This is a genomic window from Streptomyces sirii, from assembly GCF_045690365.1.
GTDB classification, from domain to species: domain Bacteria; phylum Actinomycetota; class Actinomycetes; order Streptomycetales; family Streptomycetaceae; genus Streptomyces; species Streptomyces sirii.
On sequence record NZ_CP147982.1, the window covers coordinates 2,839,376 to 2,863,482 of the forward strand.

25 protein-coding genes and 1 pseudogene are annotated in these 24,107 nt (G+C 70.6%); 11 read left to right on the forward strand and 15 right to left on the reverse strand.

Going from position 1 to position 24,107, the window contains the following annotated elements:
* Window positions 1-79 precede the first annotated feature (79 nt).
* The 5 genes and pseudogenes from WAB15_RS12765 to WAB15_RS12785 all read left to right on the forward strand — a co-directional run.
* Window positions 80-271 (forward strand): annotated as a pseudogene (locus WAB15_RS12765) (hemin ABC transporter ATP-binding protein); the annotation flags it as partial.
* A gap of 210 nt (window positions 272-481) precedes the next feature.
* Entirely contained in the window at window positions 482-1,636 is a 1,155-nt protein-coding gene (efeO, locus tag WAB15_RS12770; RefSeq protein WP_407286282.1) for an iron uptake system protein EfeO, read from the forward strand.
* A gap of 27 nt (window positions 1,637-1,663) precedes the next feature.
* Complete coding sequence (efeB, locus tag WAB15_RS12775; RefSeq protein WP_407286283.1) at window positions 1,664-3,040, forward strand: iron uptake transporter deferrochelatase/peroxidase subunit; 1,377 nt, start codon at window positions 1,664-1,666, stop codon at window positions 3,038-3,040.
* Between the two features lie 69 nt (window positions 3,041-3,109).
* A complete protein-coding gene (gene efeU / locus WAB15_RS12780) occupies window positions 3,110-4,102 on the forward strand; it encodes an iron uptake transporter permease EfeU (RefSeq protein ID WP_399149893.1) in 993 nt (330 codons plus the stop codon).
* The gene (locus WAB15_RS12785) at window positions 4,089-4,964 is read left to right on the forward strand and encodes a hypothetical protein (protein ID WP_407286284.1); all 876 of its coding nucleotides are present in this window, start codon (window positions 4,089-4,091) and stop codon (window positions 4,962-4,964) included. The genes efeU and WAB15_RS12785 overlap by 14 nt, the downstream gene beginning before the upstream one ends.
* Window positions 4,965-5,039: 75 nt before the next feature.
* Here the strand turns inward: WAB15_RS12785 and WAB15_RS12790 are convergent, their stop codons facing one another.
* Window positions 5,040-5,792: a bifunctional DNA primase/polymerase gene (locus WAB15_RS12790; RefSeq protein ID WP_399149891.1), complete on the reverse strand. Its 753-nt coding sequence runs from the start codon at window positions 5,790-5,792 to the stop codon at window positions 5,040-5,042.
* Window positions 5,793-5,955: 163 nt separating this feature from the next.
* Complete coding sequence (locus WAB15_RS12795) at window positions 5,956-6,555, reverse strand: TetR/AcrR family transcriptional regulator (RefSeq protein WP_407286285.1); 600 nt, start codon at window positions 6,553-6,555, stop codon at window positions 5,956-5,958.
* A 131-nt stretch (window positions 6,556-6,686) separates the two neighbouring features.
* On the opposite strand from WAB15_RS12795, the gene WAB15_RS12800 reads away from it, so the two are divergent.
* Window positions 6,687-6,863, forward strand: coding sequence for a DUF6243 family protein (locus WAB15_RS12800; RefSeq protein WP_399149889.1), 177 nt, complete (start codon window positions 6,687-6,689; stop codon window positions 6,861-6,863).
* A 1-nt stretch (window position 6,864) separates the two neighbouring features.
* Here the strand turns inward: WAB15_RS12800 and WAB15_RS12805 are convergent, their stop codons facing one another.
* The 4 genes from WAB15_RS12805 to WAB15_RS12820 all read right to left on the reverse strand — a co-directional run bounded on the left by WAB15_RS12805 (window position 6,865) and on the right by WAB15_RS12820 (window position 12,181).
* A complete protein-coding gene (locus tag WAB15_RS12805; protein ID WP_407286286.1) occupies window positions 6,865-7,821 on the reverse strand; it encodes a small ribosomal subunit Rsm22 family protein in 957 nt (318 codons plus the stop codon).
* Between the two features lie 75 nt (window positions 7,822-7,896).
* A complete protein-coding gene (locus WAB15_RS12810; protein ID WP_399149887.1) occupies window positions 7,897-8,973 on the reverse strand; it encodes a serine hydrolase domain-containing protein in 1,077 nt (358 codons plus the stop codon).
* 62 nt (window positions 8,974-9,035) lie between these two features.
* Window positions 9,036-10,346 carry a Bcr/CflA family multidrug efflux MFS transporter gene (locus WAB15_RS12815; RefSeq protein ID WP_407286287.1) on the reverse strand — a complete coding sequence of 437 codons (1,311 nt, stop codon included), beginning with the start codon at window positions 10,344-10,346 and terminating at the stop codon, window positions 9,036-9,038.
* Window positions 10,347-10,468: 122 nt separating this feature from the next.
* Complete coding sequence (locus WAB15_RS12820; RefSeq protein ID WP_399149885.1) at window positions 10,469-12,181, reverse strand: alkaline phosphatase D family protein; 1,713 nt, start codon at window positions 12,179-12,181, stop codon at window positions 10,469-10,471.
* 175 nt (window positions 12,182-12,356) lie between these two features.
* Between WAB15_RS12820 and WAB15_RS12825 the strand changes: the two genes are divergently transcribed.
* The 4 genes from WAB15_RS12825 to WAB15_RS12840 all read left to right on the forward strand — a co-directional run bounded on the left by WAB15_RS12825 (window position 12,357) and on the right by WAB15_RS12840 (window position 16,280).
* The gene (locus WAB15_RS12825; RefSeq protein WP_407286288.1) at window positions 12,357-13,265 is read left to right on the forward strand and encodes a DUF4429 domain-containing protein; all 909 of its coding nucleotides are present in this window, start codon (window positions 12,357-12,359) and stop codon (window positions 13,263-13,265) included.
* Between the two features lie 41 nt (window positions 13,266-13,306).
* Window positions 13,307-14,242, forward strand: coding sequence for an SDR family oxidoreductase (locus WAB15_RS12830; RefSeq protein ID WP_407286289.1), 936 nt, complete (start codon window positions 13,307-13,309; stop codon window positions 14,240-14,242).
* 248 nt (window positions 14,243-14,490) lie between these two features.
* Complete coding sequence (locus WAB15_RS12835; RefSeq protein WP_407286290.1) at window positions 14,491-15,534, forward strand: trypsin-like serine peptidase; 1,044 nt, start codon at window positions 14,491-14,493, stop codon at window positions 15,532-15,534.
* 176 nt (window positions 15,535-15,710) lie between these two features.
* On the forward strand, window positions 15,711-16,280 hold the full coding sequence (locus tag WAB15_RS12840; protein ID WP_407286291.1) for a dihydrofolate reductase family protein: 570 nt from the start codon (window positions 15,711-15,713) through the stop codon (window positions 16,278-16,280).
* Here the strand turns inward: WAB15_RS12840 and WAB15_RS12845 are convergent.
* The 4 genes from WAB15_RS12845 to WAB15_RS12860 form a co-directional block, all read right to left on the reverse strand.
* Entirely contained in the window at window positions 16,265-17,170 is a 906-nt protein-coding gene (locus tag WAB15_RS12845; RefSeq protein ID WP_407286292.1) for a transporter substrate-binding domain-containing protein, read from the reverse strand. The genes WAB15_RS12840 and WAB15_RS12845 overlap by 16 nt on opposite strands.
* A gap of 176 nt (window positions 17,171-17,346) precedes the next feature.
* Window positions 17,347-18,078 (reverse strand): hypothetical protein, encoded by a 732-nt coding sequence (locus tag WAB15_RS12850; protein ID WP_407286293.1) that lies wholly within the window; start codon window positions 18,076-18,078, stop codon window positions 17,347-17,349.
* Window positions 18,075-18,569 carry a hypothetical protein gene (locus tag WAB15_RS12855; RefSeq protein WP_407286294.1) on the reverse strand — a complete coding sequence of 165 codons (495 nt, stop codon included), beginning with the start codon at window positions 18,567-18,569 and terminating at the stop codon, window positions 18,075-18,077. Before WAB15_RS12855 ends, WAB15_RS12850 begins: the two co-directional genes overlap by 4 nt.
* A gap of 261 nt (window positions 18,570-18,830) precedes the next feature.
* Window positions 18,831-19,418, reverse strand: a complete 588-nt coding sequence (locus WAB15_RS12860; protein WP_399149877.1) for a hypothetical protein — start codon at window positions 19,416-19,418, stop codon at window positions 18,831-18,833.
* Window positions 19,419-19,590: 172 nt separating this feature from the next.
* On the opposite strand from WAB15_RS12860, the gene WAB15_RS12865 reads away from it, so the two are divergent.
* Window positions 19,591-20,433, forward strand: coding sequence for an SAM-dependent methyltransferase (locus WAB15_RS12865; protein ID WP_407286295.1), 843 nt, complete (start codon window positions 19,591-19,593; stop codon window positions 20,431-20,433).
* A gap of 57 nt (window positions 20,434-20,490) precedes the next feature.
* Here the strand turns inward: WAB15_RS12865 and WAB15_RS12870 are convergent, their stop codons facing one another.
* From WAB15_RS12870 to WAB15_RS12890, 5 genes are all read right to left on the reverse strand, one after another.
* The gene (locus WAB15_RS12870; RefSeq protein WP_407286296.1) at window positions 20,491-21,162 is read right to left on the reverse strand and encodes a hypothetical protein; all 672 of its coding nucleotides are present in this window, start codon (window positions 21,160-21,162) and stop codon (window positions 20,491-20,493) included.
* A gap of 136 nt (window positions 21,163-21,298) precedes the next feature.
* Entirely contained in the window at window positions 21,299-21,916 is a 618-nt protein-coding gene (locus tag WAB15_RS12875; protein ID WP_407286297.1) for a hypothetical protein, read from the reverse strand.
* The gene (locus WAB15_RS12880; protein WP_399149873.1) at window positions 21,913-22,551 is read right to left on the reverse strand and encodes a hypothetical protein; all 639 of its coding nucleotides are present in this window, start codon (window positions 22,549-22,551) and stop codon (window positions 21,913-21,915) included. Before WAB15_RS12880 ends, WAB15_RS12875 begins: the two co-directional genes overlap by 4 nt.
* 24 nt (window positions 22,552-22,575) lie before the next feature.
* Window positions 22,576-23,850 (reverse strand): hypothetical protein, encoded by a 1,275-nt coding sequence (locus WAB15_RS12885; RefSeq protein WP_407286298.1) that lies wholly within the window; start codon window positions 23,848-23,850, stop codon window positions 22,576-22,578.
* A 6-nt stretch (window positions 23,851-23,856) separates the two neighbouring features.
* Entirely contained in the window at window positions 23,857-24,093 is a 237-nt protein-coding gene (locus tag WAB15_RS12890; RefSeq protein WP_399149871.1) for a hypothetical protein, read from the reverse strand.
* Between the last annotated feature and the right edge of the window lie 14 nt (window positions 24,094-24,107).

A 24,107-nucleotide genomic window follows, 5' to 3' on the forward strand; every position in this document is an offset into this window, starting at 1 on the left:
TGGCGCTCGCACTCCTCCTCGCCGCGCTGCTCTCCGCCGGTATCGGCGCGTACGAGGTCCCGGTCGGCGGGGTCGTCGACACGACCTGGGGCCGGCCGCGGCGTACGCGGACCGGGCGGCGGTGCCGCACGACGGACTGATCGCCGCGCAGGGGCCGCCGGCGGAGGTCTTCACCGACGCGCCGCTGTCGCGGGTCTACCGGCAGCCGGTGGAGGTGATCGGGCATCCGCGGACCGGAATTCCGCTGGTCATGCCCCGTCGCGAGCTATGACCCTTACCTTGACCGCGCCTTGACGGTTCCGTGACTGGCCATGGATCAATCCGTAATCGGGCCGTTGTTCATGAGAGCGGGATCACTAGACAGGGTGGGCAGGAGAAGGTAAGCCTCAGATAAGTTAGGGCCGCCTTAGTGGCGACCCTAACGTCTGCCTACCCTTCCCGTACGTCGTTTCCGTACATCCGAGCCCGCTGGGAGCCCCGAATGCGAGCCCTTCGCCCCTCCACCGTCGCCGCCATCGCCGCGGTCGCGGCCGTCACCGCCGTCGCCGGCTGCGCCGCCAAGAACGACGGCAAGGCGGGAGGCGGCAAGGGCACGATCGAGGTAACCGCGACCGACTCCAGCTGCGAGCTCTCCGCCAAGGAGTTCCCCGCCGGACATGTCCGCTTCGCGGTGCAGAACAAGGGCTCCAAGGTCACCGAGGTGTACGTCTACGCGCCAGGCGACCGCATCGTGACCGAGCGGGAGAACATCGGCCCCGGCACCAGCACGGAGATCACCGCCGAGATCAAGGCCGGTTCGTACGAGATCGCCTGCAAGCCGGGCATGAAGGGCGACGGGATCCGGCAGAAGGTGACCGCCAGCGGCAAGGCCACCACCGCCAAGCGCGACCCCAAGCTGGACGCCGCGGTCGCCGCGTACCGCAAGTACGCCCAGGAGCAGGCCGACCAGACCATCCCGAAGGCGCAGAAGTTCGCCGACGCGGTCAAGGCCGGCGACCTGGACGAGGCGAAGAAGACCTACGCCGTCTCGCGGGTCGGCTGGGAGCGCACCGAGCCGGTGGCCGAGTCGTTCGGCGACATCGACCCCAAGGTCGATGTGCGCGAGGACGGCCTGGAGAAGGGCCAGAAGTGGACCGGCTGGCACAAGCTGGAGAAGTCCCTGTGGGAGGAGAAGAAGATCTCCGGGGACGACAAGAAGCTCGCCGACCAGCTCATGACGGACCTCAAGGACTGGCAGAAGCGGGTCGGCAAGGCCGAGATCACCCCGACCAGCATGGCCAACGGCGCCAAGGAGCTGCTCGACGAGGTGGCCACCGGCAAGGTCACCGGTGAGGAGGAGCGTTACAGCCACACCGACCTGGTCGACTTCCAGGCCAACGTCGAGGGCGCCGAGAAGACCTACCAGCTGCTGAAGCCGGTCGCCGCCAAGAACGACCCGGCGCTCGCCAAGGAGCTGGACAAGCAGTTCAAGGCGATCGACGCACGGCTTGAGGCGCACCGCGACGACAAGGCCGCCGACGGCTTCGTCTCCTACGACACGGTCGACAAGGGCGAGCGCAAGGAACTCTCCGACGGCGTCAACGCGCTGGCCGAGCCGCTGTCGAAGCTGGCCGCCGCCGTGGCCGCCGCCAAGTAGTCCGCTGCCAGGCCACAGGGGGTCACGATGACAAACGACAACAGCACCGGCGCCCAGGACGAGCGGGCCGCCGAGGACACCGCCGCCACCGACACCGCCGCCACCGACACCGCGGTCACCGACGCCGCGGCCGAGCAGACCGCCAACGGGCGGGCGCCCTCCCGGCGTTCGCTGCTGGGCTGGGGCGGCGCGGGACTGGCGCTCGGCGCGGTCGCGGCCGGCGGAACGGCGGCGGCGCTGCGCGCCGGCGCCGACGTCCAGCCGGCCGCCGCGGACGCGACCGCGGGTGCCGCGGTCGCCTTCCACGGCAAGCACCAGGCCGGTATCGCCAGCGCCGTCCAGGACCGGCTGCACTTCGCCGCGTTCGACGTCACCACCGACGACCGCGACGAGCTGATCGCGCTGCTCAAGGACTGGACGAAGGCCGCGGCGCGGATGACGGCCGGGGACGCGGTCGGCGACGGTGCGGTCGGCGGGCTGGCGGAGGCGCCGCCGGACGACACCGGCGAGGCGCTCGGCCTGCCGCCGTCCCGGCTCACCCTGACCTTCGGCATCGGCCCGACGCTGTTCGAGAAGGACGGCAAGGACCGCTTCGGCCTCAAGGGCCGCCGGCCCGCGGCGCTGACCGAGCTGCCGCAGTTCCCCGGCGACAACCTCGACAAGACCCGCAGCGGCGGCGATCTGTGCATCCAGGCCTGCGCGGACGACCCGCAGGTCGCGGTGCACGCGATCCGCAACCTGGCCCGGATCGGCTTCGGCAAGATAGCCATCCGCTGGTCGCAGCTCGGCTTCGGCAAGACCTCCTCCACGACGCCGGAGGCCCAGACGCCGCGCAACATGATGGGCTTCAAGGACGGCACCCGGAACATCGCGGGCACCGACGGCGCCGCGCTGACCAAGCACGTGTGGGTCGGCGAGGGCGACGAGAAGGGCGCGGCCGGCTGGATGGCCGGCGGCTCCTACCTCGTCGCGCGCCGGATCCGGATGCACATCGAGACCTGGGACCGCACCTCGCTCCAGGAGCAGGAGGACATCTTCGGCCGCAACAAGGGCGAGGGCGCCGCGGTCGGCAAGAAGAACGAGCGGGACGAGCCGCATCTGAAGTCGATGCTGCCGACCGCCCACGTACGCCTCGCGCACCCGGACTCCAACCACGGCGTGCGCATCCTGCGCCGCGGCTACTCCTTCACCGACGGCACCGACGGCCTGGGCCGGCTCGACGCGGGGCTGTTCTTCCTCGCCTACCAGCGCGACGTGCGCGAGGGCTTCATCCCCCTCCAGCGGAGGCTGGCGGCCAACGACGCCCTCAACGAGTACATCCAGCACGTCGGTTCCGCGCTCTTCGCGGTGCCGCCGGGCGTCCGCGACGGCGACGACTGGTGGGGCCGGGAGCTCTTCGCCTGACGCCGCCGGCGCCACTTTGCCGCGCCGCACAGAAGACTGCCACCGTATGAAGGAAGGGAAGGCCCCGACGTGTTGGGCAACTACCTGATCGGTCTGCGCGAGGGCCTGGAAGCCAGCCTCGTCGTCTGCATCCTGATCGCCTATCTGGTCAAGACCGGGAGGCGGGAGGCGCTGCGCCCGGTCTGGCTCGGGATCGCGCTCGCCGTGGTGCTGTCGTTCGGGTTCGGGGCCGCCCTGCAGTTCGGCTCGCAGACCCTGACGTTCAAGGCGCAGGAGGCGCTCGGCGGATCACTGTCCGTCGTCGCGGTGTGCCTGGTGACGTGGATGGTCTTCTGGATGCGGCGCACCGCGCGGCATCTGAAGCAGGAGCTGCACGGGAAGTTGGACGCGGCGCTGCAGATGGGCACCGTGGCGCTGGTGGTCACCGCGTTCCTGTCGGTGGGCCGGGAGGGCCTGGAGACCGCGCTGTTCGTCTGGACCGCCGCCCAGTCCGCGAACGACGGCGTACGGCCGCTGGTCGGGGCGCTGCTGGGGCTGCTGACGGCCGTCCTGATGGGCTGGCTGTTCTACCGCGGCGCGGTCCGGATCAACCTCGCGAAGTTCTTCACGTGGACCGGCGGGATGCTGGTGGTGGTCGCGGCGGGCGTGCTGGCATACGGCTTCCACGATCTGCAGGAGGCCGAGTTCCTGCCGGGGCTGGGCAGCAAGGCGTTCGACATCAGCGAGCAGATCCCGGCCGACAGCTGGTACGGCACGCTGCTGAAGGGCGTCTTCAACTTCCAGCCGGACCCGACCGTCCTCCAGGTCACGGTGTGGGCTCTGTATCTGATCCCCACGCTTCTGTTCTTCCTCGCCCCGGGTAGGGTGTCGCCGAATCGTGCCACCCCGGCGGCCGCCCAGTCCGCCCCGGTCGCCCCGAAGGAGCCCGAGCCCCATGACACGCAGGTCGCCGTTCCGGGTGCCCGTAACTCTGATGTCGGCAGCGACGGCGCTGCTGATACTGAGCGGGTGCATGACGGTGCACGGCGAGAGGGAGATGCTGCCGGCGGTGTCGAAGGCTGAGGGCGCCAAGGCGCTCGACCGCTTCGCCGACGGCTTCAACAAGGCCAACCGCCAGCTCGATCCGAAGCTGAATCCCTCCTTCGAGGCGGGCCCGCTGCTCGCCATCGACCAGGCCGGGATAAAGGCCGCGCAGGCCCTGCGGCCGCAGGGCAACCCGGGCTTCCCCGCGCTGACGTTCAAGGACGCGCACTTCACCGTGCCCAAGCAGAAGGGCTGGCCGAAGTACTTCCTCGCGGACGCGCTCAGCAACCGTAAGGACGCCAGTGGCCAGAGCACCCGCTGGTTCCTGGTGTTCGGCCGCGACGGCGTCGGCGAGAAGTGGCGCGCGCAGTACTTCGCGCAGTTCCCCGGGAACAAGGCGCCGGAGCTGAAGACGGACGAGAACGGCTACGCGGAGGCGGTGCCCGCCGGCGCGACGTCGGGCCTGACCGTGGACCCGGGCAAGCTGAGCCGCCGCTACGCGGACTACCTCAACACCGGCAAGGGCGGCGCCTTCGCGTCCGGGCCGAACACCGACGGCTGGCGGGAGCGGCGCGCCAAGGACTCCCACCAGCTCGGTGCGCGGATCCTGTGGGAGGACACCGCCTCGGAAGCGCCGCCGGTGGCGCTGCGGACGACCGACGGCGGTGCGCTGGTGTTCTTCTCGACCTTCTACCACCAGCAGAAGACGGTCTCCGAGGGGTCGGTGATCACGGTGCCGGCGGGTCTGCAGGGCCTCGTCGAGGGCCCGCAGAAGAAGACCAACCGGATGGCCTTCACCACGGTCTCGGCCCAGGCGGTCACGGTGCCGGCCAAGGGGTCCGGCGGGAAGGTCGTCTTCCTCAACCGGCGCGAGGGCAAGACCGCGGTGAAGCCTCTGTAGGGCGCCGAGAAGCAGCCGACGTCGAGGGGGCCGCCGGAGTGATCCCGGCGGCCCCCTCGGTGTGCGGAGCGGGGGTCAGCGGCCGATCGGCCAGGCCGCCGTCTCGTGGTAGGGCTCGCGGTCGGTGCGGTCGTGGAACTCGGCGCAGGCGTCGGTCAGCGACTCCAGCAGCGTCAGCGGGTCGGGCAGCGGCAGCTCGGGGCCGCGCAGCCAGGTCACCGCGGGCTGCTCGCCGGGCAGCGCCGAGGGCGGCAGGAGTACGTAGCTGCCGCGGCAGTGCCAGCGCAGCCCCGGGTGGTCTTCCAGGGTCTCGGGGTGGCAGTCCAGCTCGCAGGGCCACCACTCGTCCTCGTCGTCCGGGGTGCCGCGGGTGGCGGTGAAGAACAGCATCCGGCCGTCGCCGAAGCCGGCGCCGCTGAGCGTGATCGGCCCTACCTCGATGCCCGCCGCCTCCAGGCGCCCCAGGGCGCTGCGGCCCGCCTCGACGGGGACGTCGAGCACGTCGTGGGCGATGCCGGTGGCGGTGATGAAGTTGGCCTGCGGGAGGGTGCGGACCCAGGCGGCGACCATGTCGCGGTCGGTGGTGGCGACGGTCTGCCAGCCGAAGGAGATGGGATGTCGGCCCGGGGTGGGACAGCCGACGCGTTCACAGGAACAGCCGTAGCCGGAGGGGTGTGCTGCCGGGGCGACGGGGAAGCCCGCGTCGGCCGCGGCCAGCAGCAGGTCCTCGCGGCCGCGCGCGGCCGCCGATCCCGTGTCCGTATCGCCGCCGTTCGATCCGCTCTTCGGCCGGCGCAGCCACTGGGAGAACCTGCTCTTGCGTTCCATCTATCCCCTCACTTCGAGCGGTGGTCTGGGATCAATGCTGCCACCATCCTGCGCTTCGGGTGACCGGTGTGGGGATCCGGGGTGAACTGAGAACGGGCGAATACCGGCAATCCATCCCATCAGCGACAGGTCGCCTGCCTCGTCCGCCGTTCGCCCGGCGCACTCAGTCCCGGGGTCGCAGACCGCGCAGTACCTGGTCGACAAGGGTGTCGACGAACTCGTGGGTCAATTCGCCGGTGCGCATCAACCAGCGCTGTGAGAAGGGACTCAGCAGCATCTCGGTGGCCAGCCGCACATCGATGTCGTCGGCCACCTGGCCCGCCTCCTGGGCGGCCCGCAGCCGTTCGACGTAGACGAGGGTGCCGGGCTCCAGCAGCCGACCGACGAAGGAGCGGGAGAGCTCCTCGTCGCCGGCGCCGGCCGCCGCGAGGGCGCGGTAGGGGGCCTGGAACGCCGGGTCGTTGAACTCGTCGACGGTCGCCCGCAGCACGAACTTCAGGTCGGCGGCCAGGTCACCGGTGTTCGGCAGGCCCTTTTCGTAGTCCTCGTCGACGCCGGCGGTGAAGGCGTCGAGCAGGACGGCGGCCTTGGAGGGCCACCAGCGGTAGATCGTCTGCTTGCCGACCCCGGCCCGGGAGGCGATGCCTTCGATCGTGAGCTTCTCGTAGCCGACCTCGCCGACGAGGGTGAGGGCGGCGTCGAAGATCGCGCGGCGGGAGCGTTCGCTGCGGCGGGAGGCGTCGGGTGCGCTTTTGTTGGCCATGGTGCGGAGTCTAGCGAGGAAGAGGCGAGACGTATCGTCTTGACGAGACGTATCGTCTCGGTCCATAGTGAGGGACATCAAGCGAGACGCATCGTCTCGCAGGAAGTGGTCGACGAGGAGAGGGGATCCCCATGAGCAAGGGCAATGCGGGCGGAATGCTCGGTGTCGGAGGCACCCGGAGCAAGCTCTCGCGCGGTGCGCTGCGCGGCGCCGGCGGCGGTGCCCGTGGTGGTCACGGGCAGCCGGATCCGCAGGACCGGCGCCGCGAGCTGCTCCGCAAGTTCCAGGAGCGGGCCCGGAAGGACTGATCTACGAGCGGTCCCAGTCGTCGCCCCACGCCGCGTCGCGGGCCGCGCGGTAGCGGTCACCGTGCCGCTTGGTGACCGTGGCGCGCTCCAGCCCGTCGTCCGCGGTGCACAGCTCCAGCAGGACCTGGCCCTTGCGGAGCTGGGGCTTGCGGACGATGCGGGCGGCGGCCGGGGCGGCGTCGAGGTGGGTGGCGGCCACGTAGGCGAACTTCTCGTCCTCGTACGGCAGGGAGCCGCCCTTGACCTGGCGGTGCAGCGAGGAGCGGCTGACCCGGGCGGAGAAGTGGCACCAGTCTTCCCCGGGGACGATGGGGCAGGTGTCGCTGTGCGGGCAGGGGGCGACGATCCGCAGGCCGGCCTCGACGAGCTGGGTGCGGGCCTCGCGGATGCGGAGGTAGCCGTCGGGCGTGCCGGGCTCGATGAGGACGACGCTGTTGGCGGCGGCGGCCGCGGCGACGACGGCGCGGCGGTCCTCGGGGCGGAGTTCGCCCAGCACGTAGGAGACCGTCACGAGGTCCGTACCGGCGGGGAGGGTGAGGCCCTCGCCGAGGGTCCGGCGCTGCCAGTCGGTGTCCGGCAGGACGCCGGCGGCCAGTTCGGCCCCCAGGTCGAGGGCGGGCTGGGCCCAGTCCCAGACGGTGCTGTGGTGGCCTTCCCAGGTGGCGGCGGTGGCCCAGGTCGCGGCGCCGGTGCCGCCGCCGATGTCGATATGCGTGGCCGGTGACCAGTCGGGGACCCGCAAGGCGAAGGCGGCCAGCGCGGCCCGTACGGCTTCGAAGGTGGCCGGCATGCGGTAGGCGGCGTACGCGGCCACGTCCGCGCGGTCGCGCAGGACCGGGGCGTCGGTGGGGGTGCGTCCCCGGTAGTTGGCGATCAGGCGGTCCACCGCCTGCGCGGCCTGCTTGGGCGGCAGGCCGTCGAGCAGGCCGGCCAGTGCGGCGCGCAGTTCCTCGTGCATTGGAGGAATTCTACGGCGGGTCCGGGCGGGCTCCCCCACGCCCGAACGGTGCGGCGGACCCCCGCCCGCCGTGCCTCAGACGGCCCCCACCACGGCTCTGGCCAGGCGGGTGGCGGCCGCGGCGCGCGGGGCGCTGCCGCCGATCCGGCGGCGGGGGTGGACGGTGTTCGCCAGCAGGATCAGGAAGGTGTCGGTCGCGCGGTCCACGACCAGGCTGGTGCCGGTGAAGCCGGTGTGCCCGGCCGCGCCCCGGCCCGCCAACTCGCCCATGAAGTACGGCTGGTCGATGCCGAAGCCGAGGCCGGGCGGGTCGAGCAGCGCGGCGACCGCGCCGGCGCCCAGGATCCGGGTGGAGCCGTAGGCGCCGCCGTTGAGCAGCGTGCGGCACAGCACGGCGAGGTCCTGGGCGGTGGAGAACAGGCCCGCGTGACCGGCCACCCCGCCCAGCGCCCAGGCGTTCTCGTCGTGCACCTCGCCGCGGATCATGCCGCGGTCCGCCTTGGCCCAGGGACGCCGCTGGTCCTCCGTCGCCGCCACACCGGGCGGCGCCAGCGGGCCGTAGCAGGTGCTGGACATGCCCAGCGGGCCGGTGATGCCCTCGTGGACCAGGGCGTCCAGGCGCCGTCCGGTGAGCTGCTCCAGGATCAGCTGGAGGGAGATCAGGTTGACGTCGGAGTAGAGGTAGCTGGTGTCGGGGCGGCCGGTGGGGGCGGCCGCCTCCCGCCACAGCAGCGCCAGCTGGGCGGCGCGGTCCCGGCGCTCGTAGAAGGGCAGCTCGGGGGCGAGTCCGGAGGTGTGGGTGAGCAGCTGGCGGACGGTGATGCCCGGGGCGAAGGCCGGCAGATGGGCCTTGACCTGGTCGTTGAGCACCAGGCGGCCGCGCTCGACCTGCTGGATCGCGACGATGGCGGTGAAGAGCTTGCTGAGCGAGGCGAGGTCGAAGACGGTGCCGGCCCGCATCGGCTCCCACTGGTCGCGGGGCAGATCCAGCCCCCGGTCCAGCTCGGGGTCGTAGGCCCGGTAGCGGTGCGCCCAGCCCGCGGCGGCCTCGGCGACCACGACCGGCCCGCGGCCGGCCAGCACCACGGCCCCCGGGCACCACGGCGGCCGCCCGTCGGGCAGCGCGCGCACACCGCGGACCAGCCTTTCCACCCAGGCCGGGTCCAGCCCCGCCTGGGTCGGCGTGCCGTAGGTGAGTCTCGGTGCCTTCAGGGTCAGGTCCTCTCGCCCTCGGTCGGGGTGCTCTCCTTCCTACGCTGCCACGGGCGGCACATTCCCAGGAACCCGACGAGCGCCAAAACGGCGCATACCAGCTGTACGAGGGCCATCGGGACGGCCGTGTGCTCGCCCGCGACGCCCACCAGCGGGGAGGCCACCGAGCCCAGCAGGAAGGTCGAGGTGCCCAGCAGCGCGGAGGCGGAGCCGGCCGCGTGCGGGGTGCGCAGCAGGGCGAGGGTGTTGGCGTTCGGCAGGACCAGGCCCATACCGGCCATCAGGACGAAGAGGCCGGCGGCCATCGGGGCCAGGCCCACCGTGCCGAGGACGCCGGCGGACATCAGCAGCAGGCCGCTCGCGGCGAGGGTGATCAGCACCAGGCCGCAGCCCAGCACCTTCTCCATGCTGACCCGGCCGACCAGCACCTTTCCGTTGATCTGGCCGGCGAGGACCAGGCCGACGGAGTTCAGGCCGAACAGCAGGCTGAAGGTCTGCGGGGAGGCGCCGTAGATCTCCTGGATGACGAACGGCGAGGCCGAGATGTACGCGAAGAGCGCGGCGAAGGCGAAGGCGCCGGCGAGCAGGTAGCCGGCGAAGCCCCGGTCGGCGAGCAGATCGCGCATGGTGCGCAGGGTCTGGCCGAGGCCGCCGGGGTGCCGCCGCTCGGGTGCCAGGGTCTCCGGCAGCGTGCGCCAGACCAGGAGGGTGAGCGCCGCGCCGACCGCGGTCAGGACGACGAAGACACCGCGCCAGTCGGTGATCTGGAGGATCTGGCCGCCGATGAGCGGGGCGACGACCGGTGCCACGCCGGAGATCAGCATGAGGGTGGAGAAGAAGCGGGCCATCGCGTCGCCGTCGTAGAGGTCGCGCACCACCGCCCGTGCGATGACGATGCCGGCGGCGCCCGCCAGGCCCTGGAGCAGGCGGAAGGCGATGAGGAAGGCGACGTCGGTGGCCACCGCGCACAGGGCGGTGGCCAGGACGTAGATCACCATGCCGGCCAGCAGCGGGCGGCGGCGCCCCCACTTGTCGCTCATCGGGCCGACGATCATCTGGCCCAGCGCCATGCCCGCCAGGCAGGTGGTGAGGGTGAGCTGGATGGTGGCGGCCGGGCTGTGCAGGGCGGCGGTGACCTGCGGCAGGGCCGGCAGGTACATGTCCATGGAGAGCGGCGCGAGCGCCGTGAGGCCGCCGAGGACGAGGGTGACGAGGAGGCCGGTGCGGCGGGGCGCGGCGGGTGCCGCCGCGCCCCGCCCGGCTATGGCGGGCGAGTCCTGGCTCTCGGCCGTGCTGGGGCCGGGCTCTGTCATGAGCGTCTCCATGGGTCGTTGATGACCGAACCATGGTGTCATGCACGCGGCCGATACCGGCCGGTTCCGGGGCGGTCCCATCGACCTAGGACCAACGTCCCGGCCGGCCGGCCAAAGGCCCGTCAGGCGCTCTTCAGGCCCGGATCGCCCGCCTCGGAGACGAAGGACGCTGCGGTGGCCACCGGCGCCCCGGGGGTGGTGACGGCGGACACCGTCCGGTAGTCGGCGCGGGCGGTGTCCTGGTCCAGAGTGACGGTCACATAGCCGCGCCGGCCGTTGTAGAACTTCATATGCGGGTTGGCGGCCATATAGGTGGCCCAGTTGGCGGGCTTGTCCGCGCCGTCCTTGCCGCTGGCGATCGAGGTGGTGACGAACTCCACCCCCGCGGTGCGCGAGTCGGGGTCCTTGAAGTCCTTCTTGATGTCGAAGGCGTAGTGGACGTGCACATCGCCGGTGAGCACGACGAGGTTGTCCACACCGGCCGACTCCGCGCCCGCCAGCACCCGGGCGCGGGACGCCGCGTAGCCGTCCCAGGCGTCCATGCTGACCTGGTAGCCCGGACCGGTGGCGTTGCGCCGTTCGGAGAAGGTGACCTGCTGCGGCACGACGTTCCAGCGGGCGGTGGACTGCCGCCAGCCGTCGATCAGCCAGCGCTCCTGGGCGGCGCCGGTGAGGGTCCGCTTGGGGTCCTCGGACTCCGGGCCCGGCGTGTGCCAGCCGTCCCCGTAGGCCTGGTCCGAGCGGTACTGGCGGGTGTCGAGGATGTCGAACTGGGCGAGCTGCCCGAACTGCAGGCGCCGGTAGAGCCGGGCGTCGGGGCCGTTGGGCCGTTGCGGTCGGCGCAGCGGCTGGTTCTCCCAGTACGCGCGGTAGGCGGCGGCCCGGCGGACGAGGAACTCGGCGGGCGGGAGGTTGTCCTCGCTGATGTCGGAGGCGTAGTTGTTCTCCACCTCGTGGTCGTCCCAGGTGACGATGAAGGGGTGCGCGGCGTGGGCGGCCTGGAGGTCCGGGTCCGACCGGTAGAGGGCGTAGCGCAGCCGGTAGTCCTCCAGGGTGACCGTCTCGCGGTTGAAGAGCGCGGGCAGCTTACGGTCGGTGTAGTTGCGGGCGCCGCCGGCCGCGCCGACCGGGTACTCGTACAGGTAGTCGCCGAGGTGGAAGACCACGTCGAGGTCCTCCTGCGCCAGGTGCCGGTAGGCCGTGAAGTAGCCGTCGTGGTAGGCCTGGCAGGAGACCGCGGCGAGCTTCAGCTCGGAGATCCGGGCGCCGCGGGCGGGCGCGGTGCGGGTGCGGCCGACGGGGCTGATCCAGCTGCCGGCGCGGAAGCGGTAGTAGTAGACGCGGTCGGGCGCGAGGCCGGTGGGCTCGATGTGCACGGAGTGGTTGAACTCCGGGTGCGCGTCGGCCCGGCCGCGGCCGGCCAGCCGTGTGAAGCGCTCGTCGTAGGCGACTTCCCAGCGGACGGCGACTCTGGCGTTCGGCATGCCTCCCCCACTCTCGACTGCGTTCGAGCGGGGGGACCCCCATCCCGGCTCGTACGGGCGCGGTGCGAGGCGGGTCCACAGCACGACGGAGCCGGGCTGCGGGTCACCGGAGGCGACGCCGAGGGTGAAGGGGTTCTCGGTGATCTGGCGGGTGTCGGCCTCGGCGGCGTACGCCGCGCCCGCGCCCGGGAGGTTGGTCGCGAAGGCGAGGGCGGCGGCGGCCCCGGTGGCGGTGAGGAAGCGGCGCCGGCCGACGTGTGCCGCGGCGCCCGTCCCTGTGGGTTGCACTGCGGACGCGAGAAGCGCTCCGGCCGCGCGGATCTGCTGCTCGTACGCTGCTGGGTGCGTCATCTGGCCCTCCCCTGACGGCGGTTGTCGCCCATGATTGGAGTGGCCCGGGACGGCGCGGCGCTGTCCCGTGTACGACGCATGCATGACAGCTGGATGATGGTTGGGCCCGGACCGGACGACGCCGGACAATCACGGCATCCGACACCCGCAGCCGGGCCTCCGTAGGATGCGCTGCATGGCTGAACTGATGGTGCGGGACGGCACCTGGAGCTTCGACGGCGAGAGCGTGCGCATCGTGCCGGGACGCGAGCGCGGGGTGCACAAACTGCGTCAGGACCTCGGCGAGTTCACGGTGCCGCTGGCCGCGCTGGCCGGCCTCGCCTACGAGCCGGCCCGCAAGGGCGGCCGGCTGCGACTGCGGCTGCGGGACGGCGCCGACCCGCTGCTGCAGGTCACCGGCGGCGGCCTGCCGGACGACGCGAACCCGTACCAGGTCGCCGTGGACCCCGGGCGGGTCGAGGTCGCCGAGTACTTCGTGGACGCGGTGCGCCAGGCCCTGATGCTGGAGCAGATACCGGACGGGCCCTGCGACCGCTATCTGCTGCCCGGCCCCTCGGTACCCCTGTCGGCCGCCGGGATGGACGGCCTCGCCACCTTCGACGGCGAACGGGTGCAGATCGAATGGCGGTGGAACACCAGCGAGACCAAGCGGCATTGGGGCCCCCGGGACTTCGCGCTGGCCGACCTGGCGGCGGTGGAGTGGCGGGCCGCCGCGGGCCTGGAGTCCGGCTACCTCCGCTTCCGTACGCACGGGGGGACCGAGCGGCTCAAGCCGGAGCACGACCCCAACTCGATCGAGCTGTGGGGCTTCAAGAAGGAGAGCGGCACGACGGCACTGCTGGCGGCGGCGGTGGCCGCCCGGCTGCCGCACCCGTCGGGCGACGGCGCGCCGGCGGCCGCCGCGGCCCCGGCACTCGCCCCGCCCGCCCAGGAGACGGCCGGCACCGCCCCCGCCGAGGACCATGACGCGCTGCTGCGCCGGCTGCGGGAACTGGGCGAACTGCACCGCGACGGCATCCTGACCGAGGCGGAGTTCACCGCCGCGAAGGCGGCCGTCCTCCAGCGCTTCCAACCCGGCGGCTGAGTCGCCCGGTCCGCTCCCCGTACGGCGTTTACGCTGCCGCCATGGCACAGAACACAGAGCGGGCACGGGCAGCACAGGCAACGCCGACGGCACGGGCCGGGCAGGTGGGCGGGACGGCCACCGCGCCGTGGCCCACACTGCCGGCACCCTCCTCACCGGCCGGGCAGAGCCCGCAGACGGCATCGGTGCCGCAGGAGGCACGGCGGGGCGGGGCCGCGTCCCGGAAGGTGGCGGTGGTGACCGGCGCCGGTTCCGGCATCGGCCGGGCGGTCGCCCATGCGCTGATCGCCGAGGACTGGTCGGTGGTACTGGCCGGGCGGCGCGCCGAGGCGCTGGCGGAGACCGCCCGCCTGGTGGGCCTCACCGACGTCAACAGCCCCACGGTCATGACGGTGCCGACCGACGTCACCCGCCCCGACCAGGTCGATGCGCTCTTCGCGGCCGTACAGGAGCGCTTCAACCACCTCGACCTGCTCTTCAACAACGCCGGCACCTTCGGCCGGACGGTACCGCTGGAGGAGCTGTCCTACGACGACTGGCGCTCGGTGGTCGAGGTGAACCTCACCGGCTCCTTCCTCTGCGCCCAGGCCGCCTTCCGCGCCATGAAGGCCCAGGACCCACAGGGCGGACGGATCATCAACAACGGCTCGATCTCCGCTCATACGCCGCGGCCGCACTCCGTCGCGTACACCGCCACCAAGCATGCGATGACCGGCCTGACCAAGTCGTTGTCCCTGGACGGGCGCCCGTACCGGATCGCCTGCGGGCAGATCGACGTCGGCAACGCGGCGACCGAGATGACCGGCCGGATGCAGACCGGCATCCTTCAGGCGAACGGCCAGACCGCGGTCGAGCCGGTGATGGACGCGGCGGACGTCGCCCGTACGGTCGTCCACATGGCGGCGCTGCCGCTGGAGGCCAATGTGCAGTTCGCGACGGTGCTGGCGACGAACATGCCGTATATCGGGCGTGGTTGAGGTGCCCGTCCCACGGGGCCGCCGCGGGTGCGGGCCGGGGCCGCCGCTGCCGTGACCGGCCCCGCGCGGCCGCCCGCCGGCACCCGCCCGCCGGCATCGATCCCCGTACGCCCCCTGCCCTCCCGCCGCTTCCGGTGGCACGCTTACCTCGGATCCGCACCACTCGTCTGCCGGGCCGCCCCGCGCGGCCCCATTCCCCCGCGGCCGCGCGCGCCCCGCCTCGCGCGGCCCCGCAGAAGGAGTTACGCGTGAGACGAACCGTTCGTGGCATACCGGCAGTTCACGGCATACCCGCGGCGCACCCCGCGCGCAGGTCCCGGGCCGCCCTCGGCGCCCTGACGGCCGCCGGTACGCTGCTCGCCCTGCTGCTCCCCACCGGCTCGGCCGGCGCCGCCACCCCGTCCGGCTCCCACCGCTCCCCCGCCCCGCAGGCCACCGCCGACGCCTTCTGGACCGCGAGCCGGATGCGCTCCGCCGCTCCCCTGGACCTGGCCGCCCCCGCGAAGGGCGCCCGCACCGCCGCGGTCCCGCGCAGCGCGCCCCTGAAGGTGGCGCCCACCCTCCCCCGGCTCCCCAAGGTGCCCTCGCTCGCCTCGCTGCTGCCCGGGGTCCTCCCCCAGGCCGGCGGGCCCTGGACCGACGGCGGCGCGGTCACCAAGACCACCGGCCGGGTGTTCTTCACCTACCAGGGCCGCAACGCCTCCTGCTCCGGCGACGCGGTCACCAGCGGCAACAAGAGCACGGTGCTCACCGCCGGGCACTGTGTGAAGCTGCAGGGCAACTGGCACACCAACTGGGTCTTCGTCCCCGGCTACCACGACGGCCAGGCCCCGTACGGCAAGTGGCCGGCCGCCAAGACCCTCTCCACCCCGCAGTGGACCGCCAGCGAGGACATCAACTACGACGTCGGCGCGGCGGTCGTCGCCCCGCTCGACGGCAAGAAGCTCACCGATGTCGTCGGCGGCCAGGGCCTGTCCTTCAACTCCGGCTACAACAAGGCGATGTACGCCTTCGGCTACCCGGCGGCCGCCCCGTATGACGGCAGCAAGCTGATCTACTGCAGCGGCAACACCATCAAGGACCCGCTGTTCTCCAACGACCACGGGCTGTCCTGCAACATGACCGGCGGCTCCAGCGGCGGCCCCTGGTTCACCTCGTTCGACGAGAAGACCGGCACCGGCCTGCAGTCCTCGGTGAACAGCTTCGGCTACCAGTTCCTGCCCAACACGATGTTCGGCCCGTACTTCGGCGACGACGCCAAGAACCTCTACGAAAAGGCCCAGACGAGCTGAGCAGCCCCGGGGCCGTACGGCGAACCTCCGGACTCACCGTCCGCGTGCCGTACGGCCTCCTGGGTGTCCCCCTGCTCCTCCCCCAGGACGTGAGCCACCGGGCGTATCGTCCCGACCGAGACGGCTGGGCGGAACTCCGCCGCCTGGCAAAAGGCGACGATACGGCGAGCAGCACGATGAGAAAGATCATCTTCATGATGTCGGTGTCCCTCGACGGCTACTTCGAGGGACCGAACCGGGAGATCGACTGGCACCTGGTCGACGACGAACTGCACCGCCACCTCAACGAGCAGCTCAGGGGCATGGGCGCCTTCCTCAGCGGACGCATCACCTATGAGCTGATGGCCGACTACTGGCCCACCGCCGACGCGGACCCCGCAAACAGCGGTCCGGTGGCCGAGTTCGCCGCCATCTGGCGCGAGATGCCCAAGATCGTGTACTCCCGGACCCTGGAGCGGGCCGACTGGAACACCACCGTGGCGCGGGACGTCGTCGTCGAGGAGGTCGCGGAGCTCAAGGCCCGGCCGGGCGGTGATCTGGTGCTCGGCGGCGCCGACCTCGCCGCGTCCTTCCTGCGGCACGACCTCGTCGACGAGTACCGCATCTACGTCCATCCGGTCCTCATCGGACGCGGCAGAGCCCCGTTCCCGGACGCGGACACCAGGACCGCCCTCCGGCTCGAAGAGACCCGGATCTTCGGCAACGGCGTGGTACTGCTGCGCTACGGGCGTCAGGTCCGGGGCTGATCCCGGCAGGACAGGGCGTCGACGGTCTCGACGCGCGGCTTGTAGTCGGTCTCCCAGGTGGCGTCGGACTTCGGTATCGACCACAGCGAGGTCGAGAAGTCGTGGCTCCAGCTGTTGCTGCCGACGTAGTCCCGCAGCGCGTCGCGCAACCGCAGGCAGTCCTTGCGGTGGCCCTTGTTCATGGCGATGCCGTAGTGGTTGGCCGACCCGTAGGTGAGGTCGGGGACGACCTTGAGATCCGGGTTCTCCTGCGTGAAGCCGTAGAGGATCATCTGGTCGGTGGAGACCGCGTCGGCCACCTTCTTGACCTTGAGGTCCTCGATGCAACTGGAGGCGTCCGGCCGCTCGTAGACCGCGATCCGGCTGTACTGGGGGCCCTCCAGCGTGGTCACCGAGGTGGTCCCGGGCCAGGTGCAGACCCGCTTGCCGAAGAGGTCGTCGGGCTTGCGGATGCGGTGGTCGTCCTTGCGGACCATGATGCCCTGGTAGGTGGAGGCGTACGGGCCCGCGAAGTCCAGCTTCTTCATCCGTTCGACGGTGATCGAGAACGTCGCGACGACCAGGTCCTTCTTCTTCTCCGTGAGCACCGCGCTGCGGTCCTCGGACGGCACGATCCCGAAGTCCGGTTCGGCGCCCACGGCCTTGAGGATCTGCTGGGCGACGGTGATGTCGAAGCCGGAGAACTTGTAGGTGTGGACCACGCCGGTGCCCGGCTGGTCGTTCTTCGCACCGACCGAGACCTTGCCGGACTCGAAGAGCGAGGGCGGCCCGGAGGCACCGCAGGCGGTAGCGATCAGCGCGCCGCCGGCGAGCAGCACCGCACCCGGCAGCGTCCGCCGCCCACGCCTACCGCGCCGCCACCACACCGCGGCCCTACGCCCTGCCGCCATTCCTGCTCCTGCTCCTACTCCTGCTCGCATCGTCTCCCCGTCCTCCCCGTTGACCCCGTACTCCCCGTTGACGGCGTACTCCCCGTTGACGCCGCACTCCCCTTCACCCCGTCTATGCGTCTGTTCGTCTATGCGTCTGTGCGTCTATGCGTCTGTGCGTCTATGCGTCTGTGCGCCTATGCGTCGTACAGCACCGCGCCCGTCGCATGGACGTCCATACGGCAGCCGCGTGCCGTGTGCAGCCGGACGTCGATGCGTACGCTGCGGACCCCCGCGCCCAGCGAGAATTCGGCGGTGCCGCCGGGGCGGATCTCCTTCGACTGGGCCGCGGCGCCCGATGTGAGCAGCGAAAGCGTGGCGCTGGTGTCCGGAAGGCAGGTCGGGCCGGCCGGTTCGTGGTCGGCGATGGCCAGCGTCAACCGCAGGGCGTTACGGGGCTTCGCCAGCGCGGACGCGTCGAGCCGTAGGGCGAGCGCGCGATGCCCGGCGCCGTCCAGCGGCTGCCCGCCCTCCGTACGCACCTGCCCGGTCACATCGATCTCCCCGTGCGTCGAGACGTGTCGGAACGCCAGCCAGCCACCGACGGTGGCCAGCACGGAGACCAGCGAGAGGACGCCGACCACGCGGGCGTCGCGGGGCCTTCGGCCGAGGACGCGGGCGGCGGCCGTGCCGAGCGACAGCGCGGCGAGCGTGCCCCACAGGGTGTACTGCCGGGCCGGGCCGTCCGGCCAGTTGGTTCCGGCGATCACCAGGGCGGCGCAGGCCAGCAGCAGGGGCAGCCAGCGTGCGCTGGGGTGCATCACCCACTTGATGATCACGTTCCGGATGTCATTGGCCGCGATGGAGTGATCGCCGTGCGCCGTCGGGTTGTTGTAGACGTCGCCGTTGTCACCGAGGCGGCCGGTCATGAGCCGTCCCGGGTGCGCTCGCTGCCTCCCATGTGGATGTCGCCGTGGATCTCGACGGCCGCGATGGAGCCCTGGCCGGTCGCGGTCGGGGTGTTGTGCACGGTGTACCCGCCGGTGGCCGGGTCGAGCCGGTCGACGTGGTCCAGGAGGTGGGCGGCGTCGCGCCGGGCGGCCGGGGCCCGCAGCCATGCGGTCACCGCGTCGGACAGCAGTCGGCGCTCCTGGTCGGTGAGCGTCGCGAGCAGTTCGTCGAGGGCGTCCGCACGGTCGGCGTCCAGCGGATGGGTCGTGCCGCTGCCGGCGTCCCCGCCGAGGGATCCGTCCGTGCCGTCACCACGGCGCAGCAGCCGGCAGAAGAAGCCCTCGCCGGCCGTCACGGTGCGTTCGGCGATCCGCTGCTGGGCGGCGGTGATCACGGAGGTGCCCAGGCTGTTCGCGGCCAGGGTGAGATAGGGAGCGATTTCGGTGGACACGGTCGCCAGGTCGGACATCCAGCTCTCCCCCATTGATGGACATCAGGGGGCACACCACACCACCCCCATCTCCCTTACGAAGAAGGCGTGTTACCCATGTGGAGCCTGTATCACACCCACACCACTGAGGGGTTTTGAGCCGTATTTCAGGCCGGGGTGGCATTGGGGCGCCTGATGCCCCTTCTCCCAAGCGGCGACGAAACGGCCCCGCCCCACCCCCTCGAAGAGGGGCGGGGCGGGGCCGACGGCCTGCGGGCCCGGAGAACCCGGCAGGACGCGTCACCTCAGGGGCAGGGCCTTGGTCACAGCCTGAACCTGGTCCGTGGACACCGGCAGGTCCTTGGTCGGAAGCTTGTCCGTGGACAGCGGCAGGCCCTTGGTGGGCAGCTTGTCCGTCGACACCGGCAGGCCCTTGGTGGGCAGCTTGTCCGTCGACAGTCCGCTGGTGGGCAGCTTGTCGGTCGAGGCTCCGCCGGCGGGCAGCTTGTCGGTCGACACTCCGCCAGTGGGCAGCTGGTCCGTGGACAGTCCGGCGGTCGACAGGGGCAGACCCTTGGTCGGCAGTCCCTTGGCCGGCACCGCCTTGGTCGGCAGCCCACCCATCAGCGCCCCGCCGGCCGTGGCCGTCTTCGTCGTCTCCCCCAGGACCCCTCCGGCCGATCCGGCGACATCGCTGGTCAGCGGCGCGACCGTCTGCGCGGCCGTCTGCGCGGCCCCGCTCACCGAACCACCGACCTCGCCGGGGTCAACGGCACTCGCGCCGCCCAGGTCGGGGACCTGCGGCGCCTCGACGGCCTGGGCGGCACCGGCCGAACCCAGCGTCAGGGCGGCTGCGGCGGTAGCGGCTGCAGTGAGGACTCGTCGCATCAAAACTCCTTAGGGAGGTGGGGAGATGGGCTTTTATGAAAAGAACGACGCACCCCGCCACCAGACACGCACCACACCCCTCACAAGGTCCACGTGCGGCCGCCGGTCAACGCGCTACGGTGACAGCCACGTTGGGGACCGCCGCACATCGGGCGGGGAGGGAGCACCGGGCATGCCGAAGCCGGAGGACCGGATGACGGCCCGCCCCGAGCCGCCGGTCGAACTCCATCCGGACAGACCGCACGCGGCGCGCGTGTACGACGTGCTCCTCGGCGGCACGACCAACTACCCGGCCGACCGCGCCGCGGCCGAGCAGACCCTCGCCGCCCTGCCCAACGCCTCCGTGATCGCCCGGCAGAACCGGGCCTTCATGCGGCGGGCGGCCCGCTATCTGACCGCCGAGGCCGGAGTCCGGCAGTTCCTCGACCTCGGCACGGGCATCCCGACCTCACCCACTCTCCATGAGGTCGTCCAGGCCATCGCCCCGCGGTCACGGATCGTCTACGCCGACAACGACCCCATCGTGCTGGCGCACTCCCGCGCCCTGCACACCAGCCACCCCGAGGGCCGGACCGCCTACATCCAGGCGGACCTGTGCTACCCGGACGAACTGCTCCAGAACCGGCGGTTACGGGAGACCCTCGACCTGGGGCGGCCCGTCGCACTCACCCTCATCGCCGTACTGCACTGGCTTCCGGCGCGGCGCGATCCGTACGCCATCGTCAGCCGGCTGCTGCGCGCGCTCCCCTCCGGCAGTTTCCTGGCGCTGACCTACGTCACGGACGGCTTCGCGCCCGCCGCCCTGGAGAAGGTCCCGGGAAGCCTCCGGGCAACGGTGCCCCACCCCGACGCCCGCAGCAGGAACGAGGTCCTGCGCTTCTTCGACGGCCTGGAGCTGATCGCCCCCGGCGTCGAGGTGGCCCAACGATGGCGACCGGACCACACCGCCCCGGGAACGACCGCCTGGGGCTACACCGGCCCCCCGCTCTACGCCGGCGTCGCCCGCAAGGCCTGACCGCCCATCTGCGGGCCGCGTACGTACGGGCCTCATAGACCTGCCACGGTGCGGCGGCTACTCGCGCTCGCCCCGGGACATCCGCATACAGCCCCACATACCAAAGGCCACGAACAGCGTCGCCAGAACGGCGATCAGGCCTCCATTGAACCCCGGCTCCCAGGACTCGTCTTCCGGGCCGGCCACCCCCTCGGGGTCGTACCGAACCCGCAACACCTCACCTCGCTCAACCCCGTCCTCGCAGCCGTAGTTCTCCTTGAGATCCGGCTTTATCCTCTGCCCGTTCAGCTTCTGCAAGGTGCACTGACGGGTCTTGTTGGAATGGTCATTCGCTACCGTTATGACCTTGACATTGGCCCAACGGCCGCGCTCCTGCAACGCCGCGTCCTCGCCCGCTCCCTGTGACACAAATGCCAGCACGGATCCGGTGACAAGTGGCAGCACAAGCTGCCACGCCAACTTCCGCTGAATGTGGGGGACACGCCGAATCCCGAAGATCGGCACCATAAGCGAAGCGAGCGGCAAGAGGAGCCATCCCACCACAGGAACCGCACCCCTGATCCACGGATCCAGCGGGACCGCCGGTGCCGACCACGTGAGCCCGATGATTCCGGCCAAGCACACAAGGTAGAACAACAGCCATCGCAGAAATACTGATCGGACTTCCCGGGATTGCTTCTCGGAAGCAACTCCCTCGCCGACGGCGAACTCGCCTTCCTCGCGCGCCATTTACTACCCTTACTTCCTGTGCGCCGCTTACAGTTCAAAGACAAGCCGCGTGCACAATCTTCGACACTCCGAAGCTGTCAACACACGAGCCGAAACCGGGATCTGCCCCACTCCTTGAGGCCTCATCGCCTCGCCATCAATCGACTGCGACGTCGTTCGGGTGCACCACCTTCAGGCTGCGGGCGAACGCGTCGAACGCGTCGATATTCGCGGACACCCAGCCGAGGTCGTCACTGACCGTGCGCATGGACAGATCGAGGCCGTAAGACTCCACGCGCCACCCGTAGTTGACCGACATGCAGAGAGCTTCGCCGCCCTTCGGCACGAAGTGGCGGATGGAGCGCTGCCCCTTGCCGAGGTTGTCCGTGGTGAAATCCACGATCTGGGGATCCTGTGCGGCCCCGGGCTCGTTGCGCTGCACCAGTGCGTCCAGGACCTGCTCCAGCGGCCCTTCCGACCCGGCGCCGTAGAAGAAGAACGGCACAAGGTGCCTGCGGAGATCCGGAGCGTACACGAACATGTAGTGCATAGGGATCTTCTGCGGCAACTGCTCGGAGAAGCCCTCAAGCATGCGCGCCAGCTCCTTCACCTGCGACTTGTCGCGAGGCCCCTCATCCTCAAGGGCCCAGCGCAATTCGGCGCTCTTCTTCGCCCACTTCCGCCGCTGCCGGTCGGCGCCCCTCCCCTCGAGGATGGGGACGGGAATCCAGCCTTCCGGGTCTTCGGTGAAGTCGAGTGCGTACGGAATGCTCATGCTGTGCTCCAGCGGAAGGTGGTCATGACGGCGTCGAAAAGTTCGGTGAGGATTTCCAGAAAGTCCTGCGGGGTGCCCTCGGGCGTGAGTGTGGTGAACGAGACGATGAGCCATTCGCTCACCTCCCCGGAATCCGGCACCGGCACCACGTAGTTGACTTGCCGGCTGGGTACCGAGTCTTCCTCCTTCGGGTTGGCGGGAACGGAACGCTGGCAACGAACCCCGGGCACGTCGTCCAGCTCGATGTCCTCCGACGGCCCGAAGTCCTTGGTCAGATGGCTCATGATCTCGCTCGGCGAGGTCTGCGCGGCGAAACCCGGAAAGACCTTGGAGACCAGGAATGACGCGGGCGCGACGAATCCGTGGATCGGCTCCACGGGAAGGTAGACGTCGACACCGTTCCGACGCCTGGCGTCGGCGACGGCTCGGTTGAGCCGGTTGTGCAGCTCAAGCCGGGCTTGCGTCACCTTGTCCTTGGGGGTCGCCGGGTCCAGGTATGTGACAGCGTGATCCACTATCCCCTTGATCGCGTCCTGCGTCTCGGACTTCGATCTCAGTGGGATGCGATCCCAACCCGGAGGCATCAGGAGCGTGTAGCCGCCGACCGCCGTCTTAGGGATTTCCAAGGTGTTCATTCCTCGCGTTTCGAAGGGGGCCGACTACCAGGCCGAGCTGGCAGGCACCTTCCAGGTTTCGCCCTTGAGATCGTTGTAGGAGTCCCAACTGGGCTTCTGCCAGCCGCCGGTCAGCTCGCCAACGGCGTTCAACGTGTCGTTGTCGCCAAGCGCCTTGTCGCCGACGTCCGCGGCGAGACCGGTCCACTGCATGCCGACCGCTCCGCCGTATGCCAGCTGTCCACCGTGGACGGCCGCTGATGACACGGCATCCCCGTGGGCGGCGGCGTTCGATCGGATCCCCTGGAGGATGCCGATGGCCTCGTCGTCACCCTGGTTCAGGATCTTGCCCAACGTACCGATATCGGCGGTGTCACCCGCGACCTTTCCGGCGTCGCGGGATATCAGCTTCCGCAGGGTGTTCATCTCGGACCTGATGGCCGCCTTCGAGGCGTCGTCCCCGGCGTTGGCAAGTCCGTTGGCGAGCTGATTGCGCATGCCCTTGGTGGCGGCAAGGCCTTCCTTGAGGCCCGCGGTGCGACTCGCGGTGGCCGCGGTACGCACGCTGGAACCGGCTGCCTTCAGGCCCTTCACCGCGATCCCACCGGCGGCGAACGTCAGCAGACCAATGCAGTCGAACGCCACGTCCATCCAGGTTGCCTTTCCAGCGGCCACCAGCATCATTCGACCGGCGACAACCGCGAGGCCGATCGCGAGGCCGATCCCGACCAGGATGTTCAGTCCGGGGATGAACATCGACACGATGGCGAGCGCCGTCCCGATCCAGCCGAGGATGTCGAGGAACAGCTTGAATCCCTCGGAATGCTCCTTCACCCAACCGACCGCGTCATCCCAGAGGCTGTCCTCGACGTCGTCATCGAGCGCGTCCTCGATCTGGCCGCCGATTTTCGCGCCAAACCTCAGATAGTGACCCACGGCCTCGTCCATACGGGACTTGGCCGTCTCCACAGCGTCCTCGTCCTTCTCGTCCTGCTGCGCCTGGCTGCGCGCCTTCAGGGTCTCCCCCTGGGCGTATTCCAGCTCCTTCGCCCATTCCCGGAGCAGGCCGGCGACCTTCTCGTACCGGCCCTCGACCTTGCTGAGCCTTCCCGCGAGATCCTCCGAGCCCTCGGTGAGCTTCTGCTTGTACTTGCCCTTGAGGTTCTCGGACTTACCGACCTCACGGAGGGCCCGTGCCTGCTCCCTGATGGTCTCCGCGATGTTGTCGAGCCGCCGAGCTTCCTCCCGGACCTCGTAGGGGTCACCGGGAGTCGGGTCACTCTCGGAGAGCGGAGACCAATCGACCGGACGCCTACCCATGATTCCTTACTCCCCCTTCTCGCCGTCGGCTTCTTTGAATTTCTTGATGACTTCCTTGACCCGCTTTTCGGCGTCCTCCATCTGCTTCACAAGCTCTTTTCGGTGGTCATCCCAGTTGTCGACGAACTCCTGCATGGCCCCGATGATGTTGCCATTCCCGTAGGCGTCCGCCATGGCGTCCTGGTTGGCCCCGCACGAATTGAACTCGCGATTGAGCCTGGCGAAGTTCTTCTTGATCTCCAACAGTTCATCGTAAG

Excerpts from the sequence above, each read along its gene's own strand:
- efeO (WP_407286282.1), top strand. The coding sequence starts at position 482 with ATGCGAGCCCTTCGCCCCTCCACCGTCGCCGCCATCGCCGCGGTCGCG.
- efeB (WP_407286283.1), top strand. The coding sequence starts at position 1,664 with ATGACAAACGACAACAGCACCGGCGCCCAGGACGAGCGGGCCGCCGAG.
- WAB15_RS12790 (WP_399149891.1), bottom strand. The coding sequence starts at position 5,792 with ATGGAACGCAAGAGCAGGTTCTCCCAGTGGCTGCGCCGGCCGAAGAGC.
- WAB15_RS12795 (WP_407286285.1), bottom strand. The coding sequence starts at position 6,555 with ATGGCCAACAAAAGCGCACCCGACGCCTCCCGCCGCAGCGAACGCTCC.
- WAB15_RS12800 (WP_399149889.1), top strand. The coding sequence starts at position 6,687 with ATGAGCAAGGGCAATGCGGGCGGAATGCTCGGTGTCGGAGGCACCCGG.
- WAB15_RS12805 (WP_407286286.1), bottom strand. The coding sequence starts at position 7,821 with ATGCACGAGGAACTGCGCGCCGCACTGGCCGGCCTGCTCGACGGCCTG.
- WAB15_RS12815 (WP_407286287.1), bottom strand. The coding sequence starts at position 10,346 with ATGACAGAGCCCGGCCCCAGCACGGCCGAGAGCCAGGACTCGCCCGCC.
- WAB15_RS12820 (WP_399149885.1), bottom strand. The coding sequence starts at position 12,181 with ATGACGCACCCAGCAGCGTACGAGCAGCAGATCCGCGCGGCCGGAGCG.
- WAB15_RS12825 (WP_407286288.1), top strand. The coding sequence starts at position 12,357 with ATGGCTGAACTGATGGTGCGGGACGGCACCTGGAGCTTCGACGGCGAG.
- WAB15_RS12830 (WP_407286289.1), top strand. The coding sequence starts at position 13,307 with ATGGCACAGAACACAGAGCGGGCACGGGCAGCACAGGCAACGCCGACG.
- WAB15_RS12840 (WP_407286291.1), top strand. The coding sequence starts at position 15,711 with ATGAGAAAGATCATCTTCATGATGTCGGTGTCCCTCGACGGCTACTTC.
- WAB15_RS12845 (WP_407286292.1), bottom strand. The coding sequence starts at position 17,170 with ATGGCGGCAGGGCGTAGGGCCGCGGTGTGGTGGCGGCGCGGTAGGCGT.
- WAB15_RS12850 (WP_407286293.1), bottom strand. The coding sequence starts at position 18,078 with ATGACCGGCCGCCTCGGTGACAACGGCGACGTCTACAACAACCCGACG.
- WAB15_RS12855 (WP_407286294.1), bottom strand. The coding sequence starts at position 18,569 with ATGTCCGACCTGGCGACCGTGTCCACCGAAATCGCTCCCTATCTCACC.
- WAB15_RS12860 (WP_399149877.1), bottom strand. The coding sequence starts at position 19,418 with ATGCGACGAGTCCTCACTGCAGCCGCTACCGCCGCAGCCGCCCTGACG.
- WAB15_RS12865 (WP_407286295.1), top strand. The coding sequence starts at position 19,591 with ATGCCGAAGCCGGAGGACCGGATGACGGCCCGCCCCGAGCCGCCGGTC.
- WAB15_RS12870 (WP_407286296.1), bottom strand. The coding sequence starts at position 21,162 with ATGGCGCGCGAGGAAGGCGAGTTCGCCGTCGGCGAGGGAGTTGCTTCC.
- WAB15_RS12875 (WP_407286297.1), bottom strand. The coding sequence starts at position 21,916 with ATGAGCATTCCGTACGCACTCGACTTCACCGAAGACCCGGAAGGCTGG.
- WAB15_RS12880 (WP_399149873.1), bottom strand. The coding sequence starts at position 22,551 with ATGAACACCTTGGAAATCCCTAAGACGGCGGTCGGCGGCTACACGCTC.
- WAB15_RS12885 (WP_407286298.1), bottom strand. The coding sequence starts at position 23,850 with ATGGGTAGGCGTCCGGTCGATTGGTCTCCGCTCTCCGAGAGTGACCCG.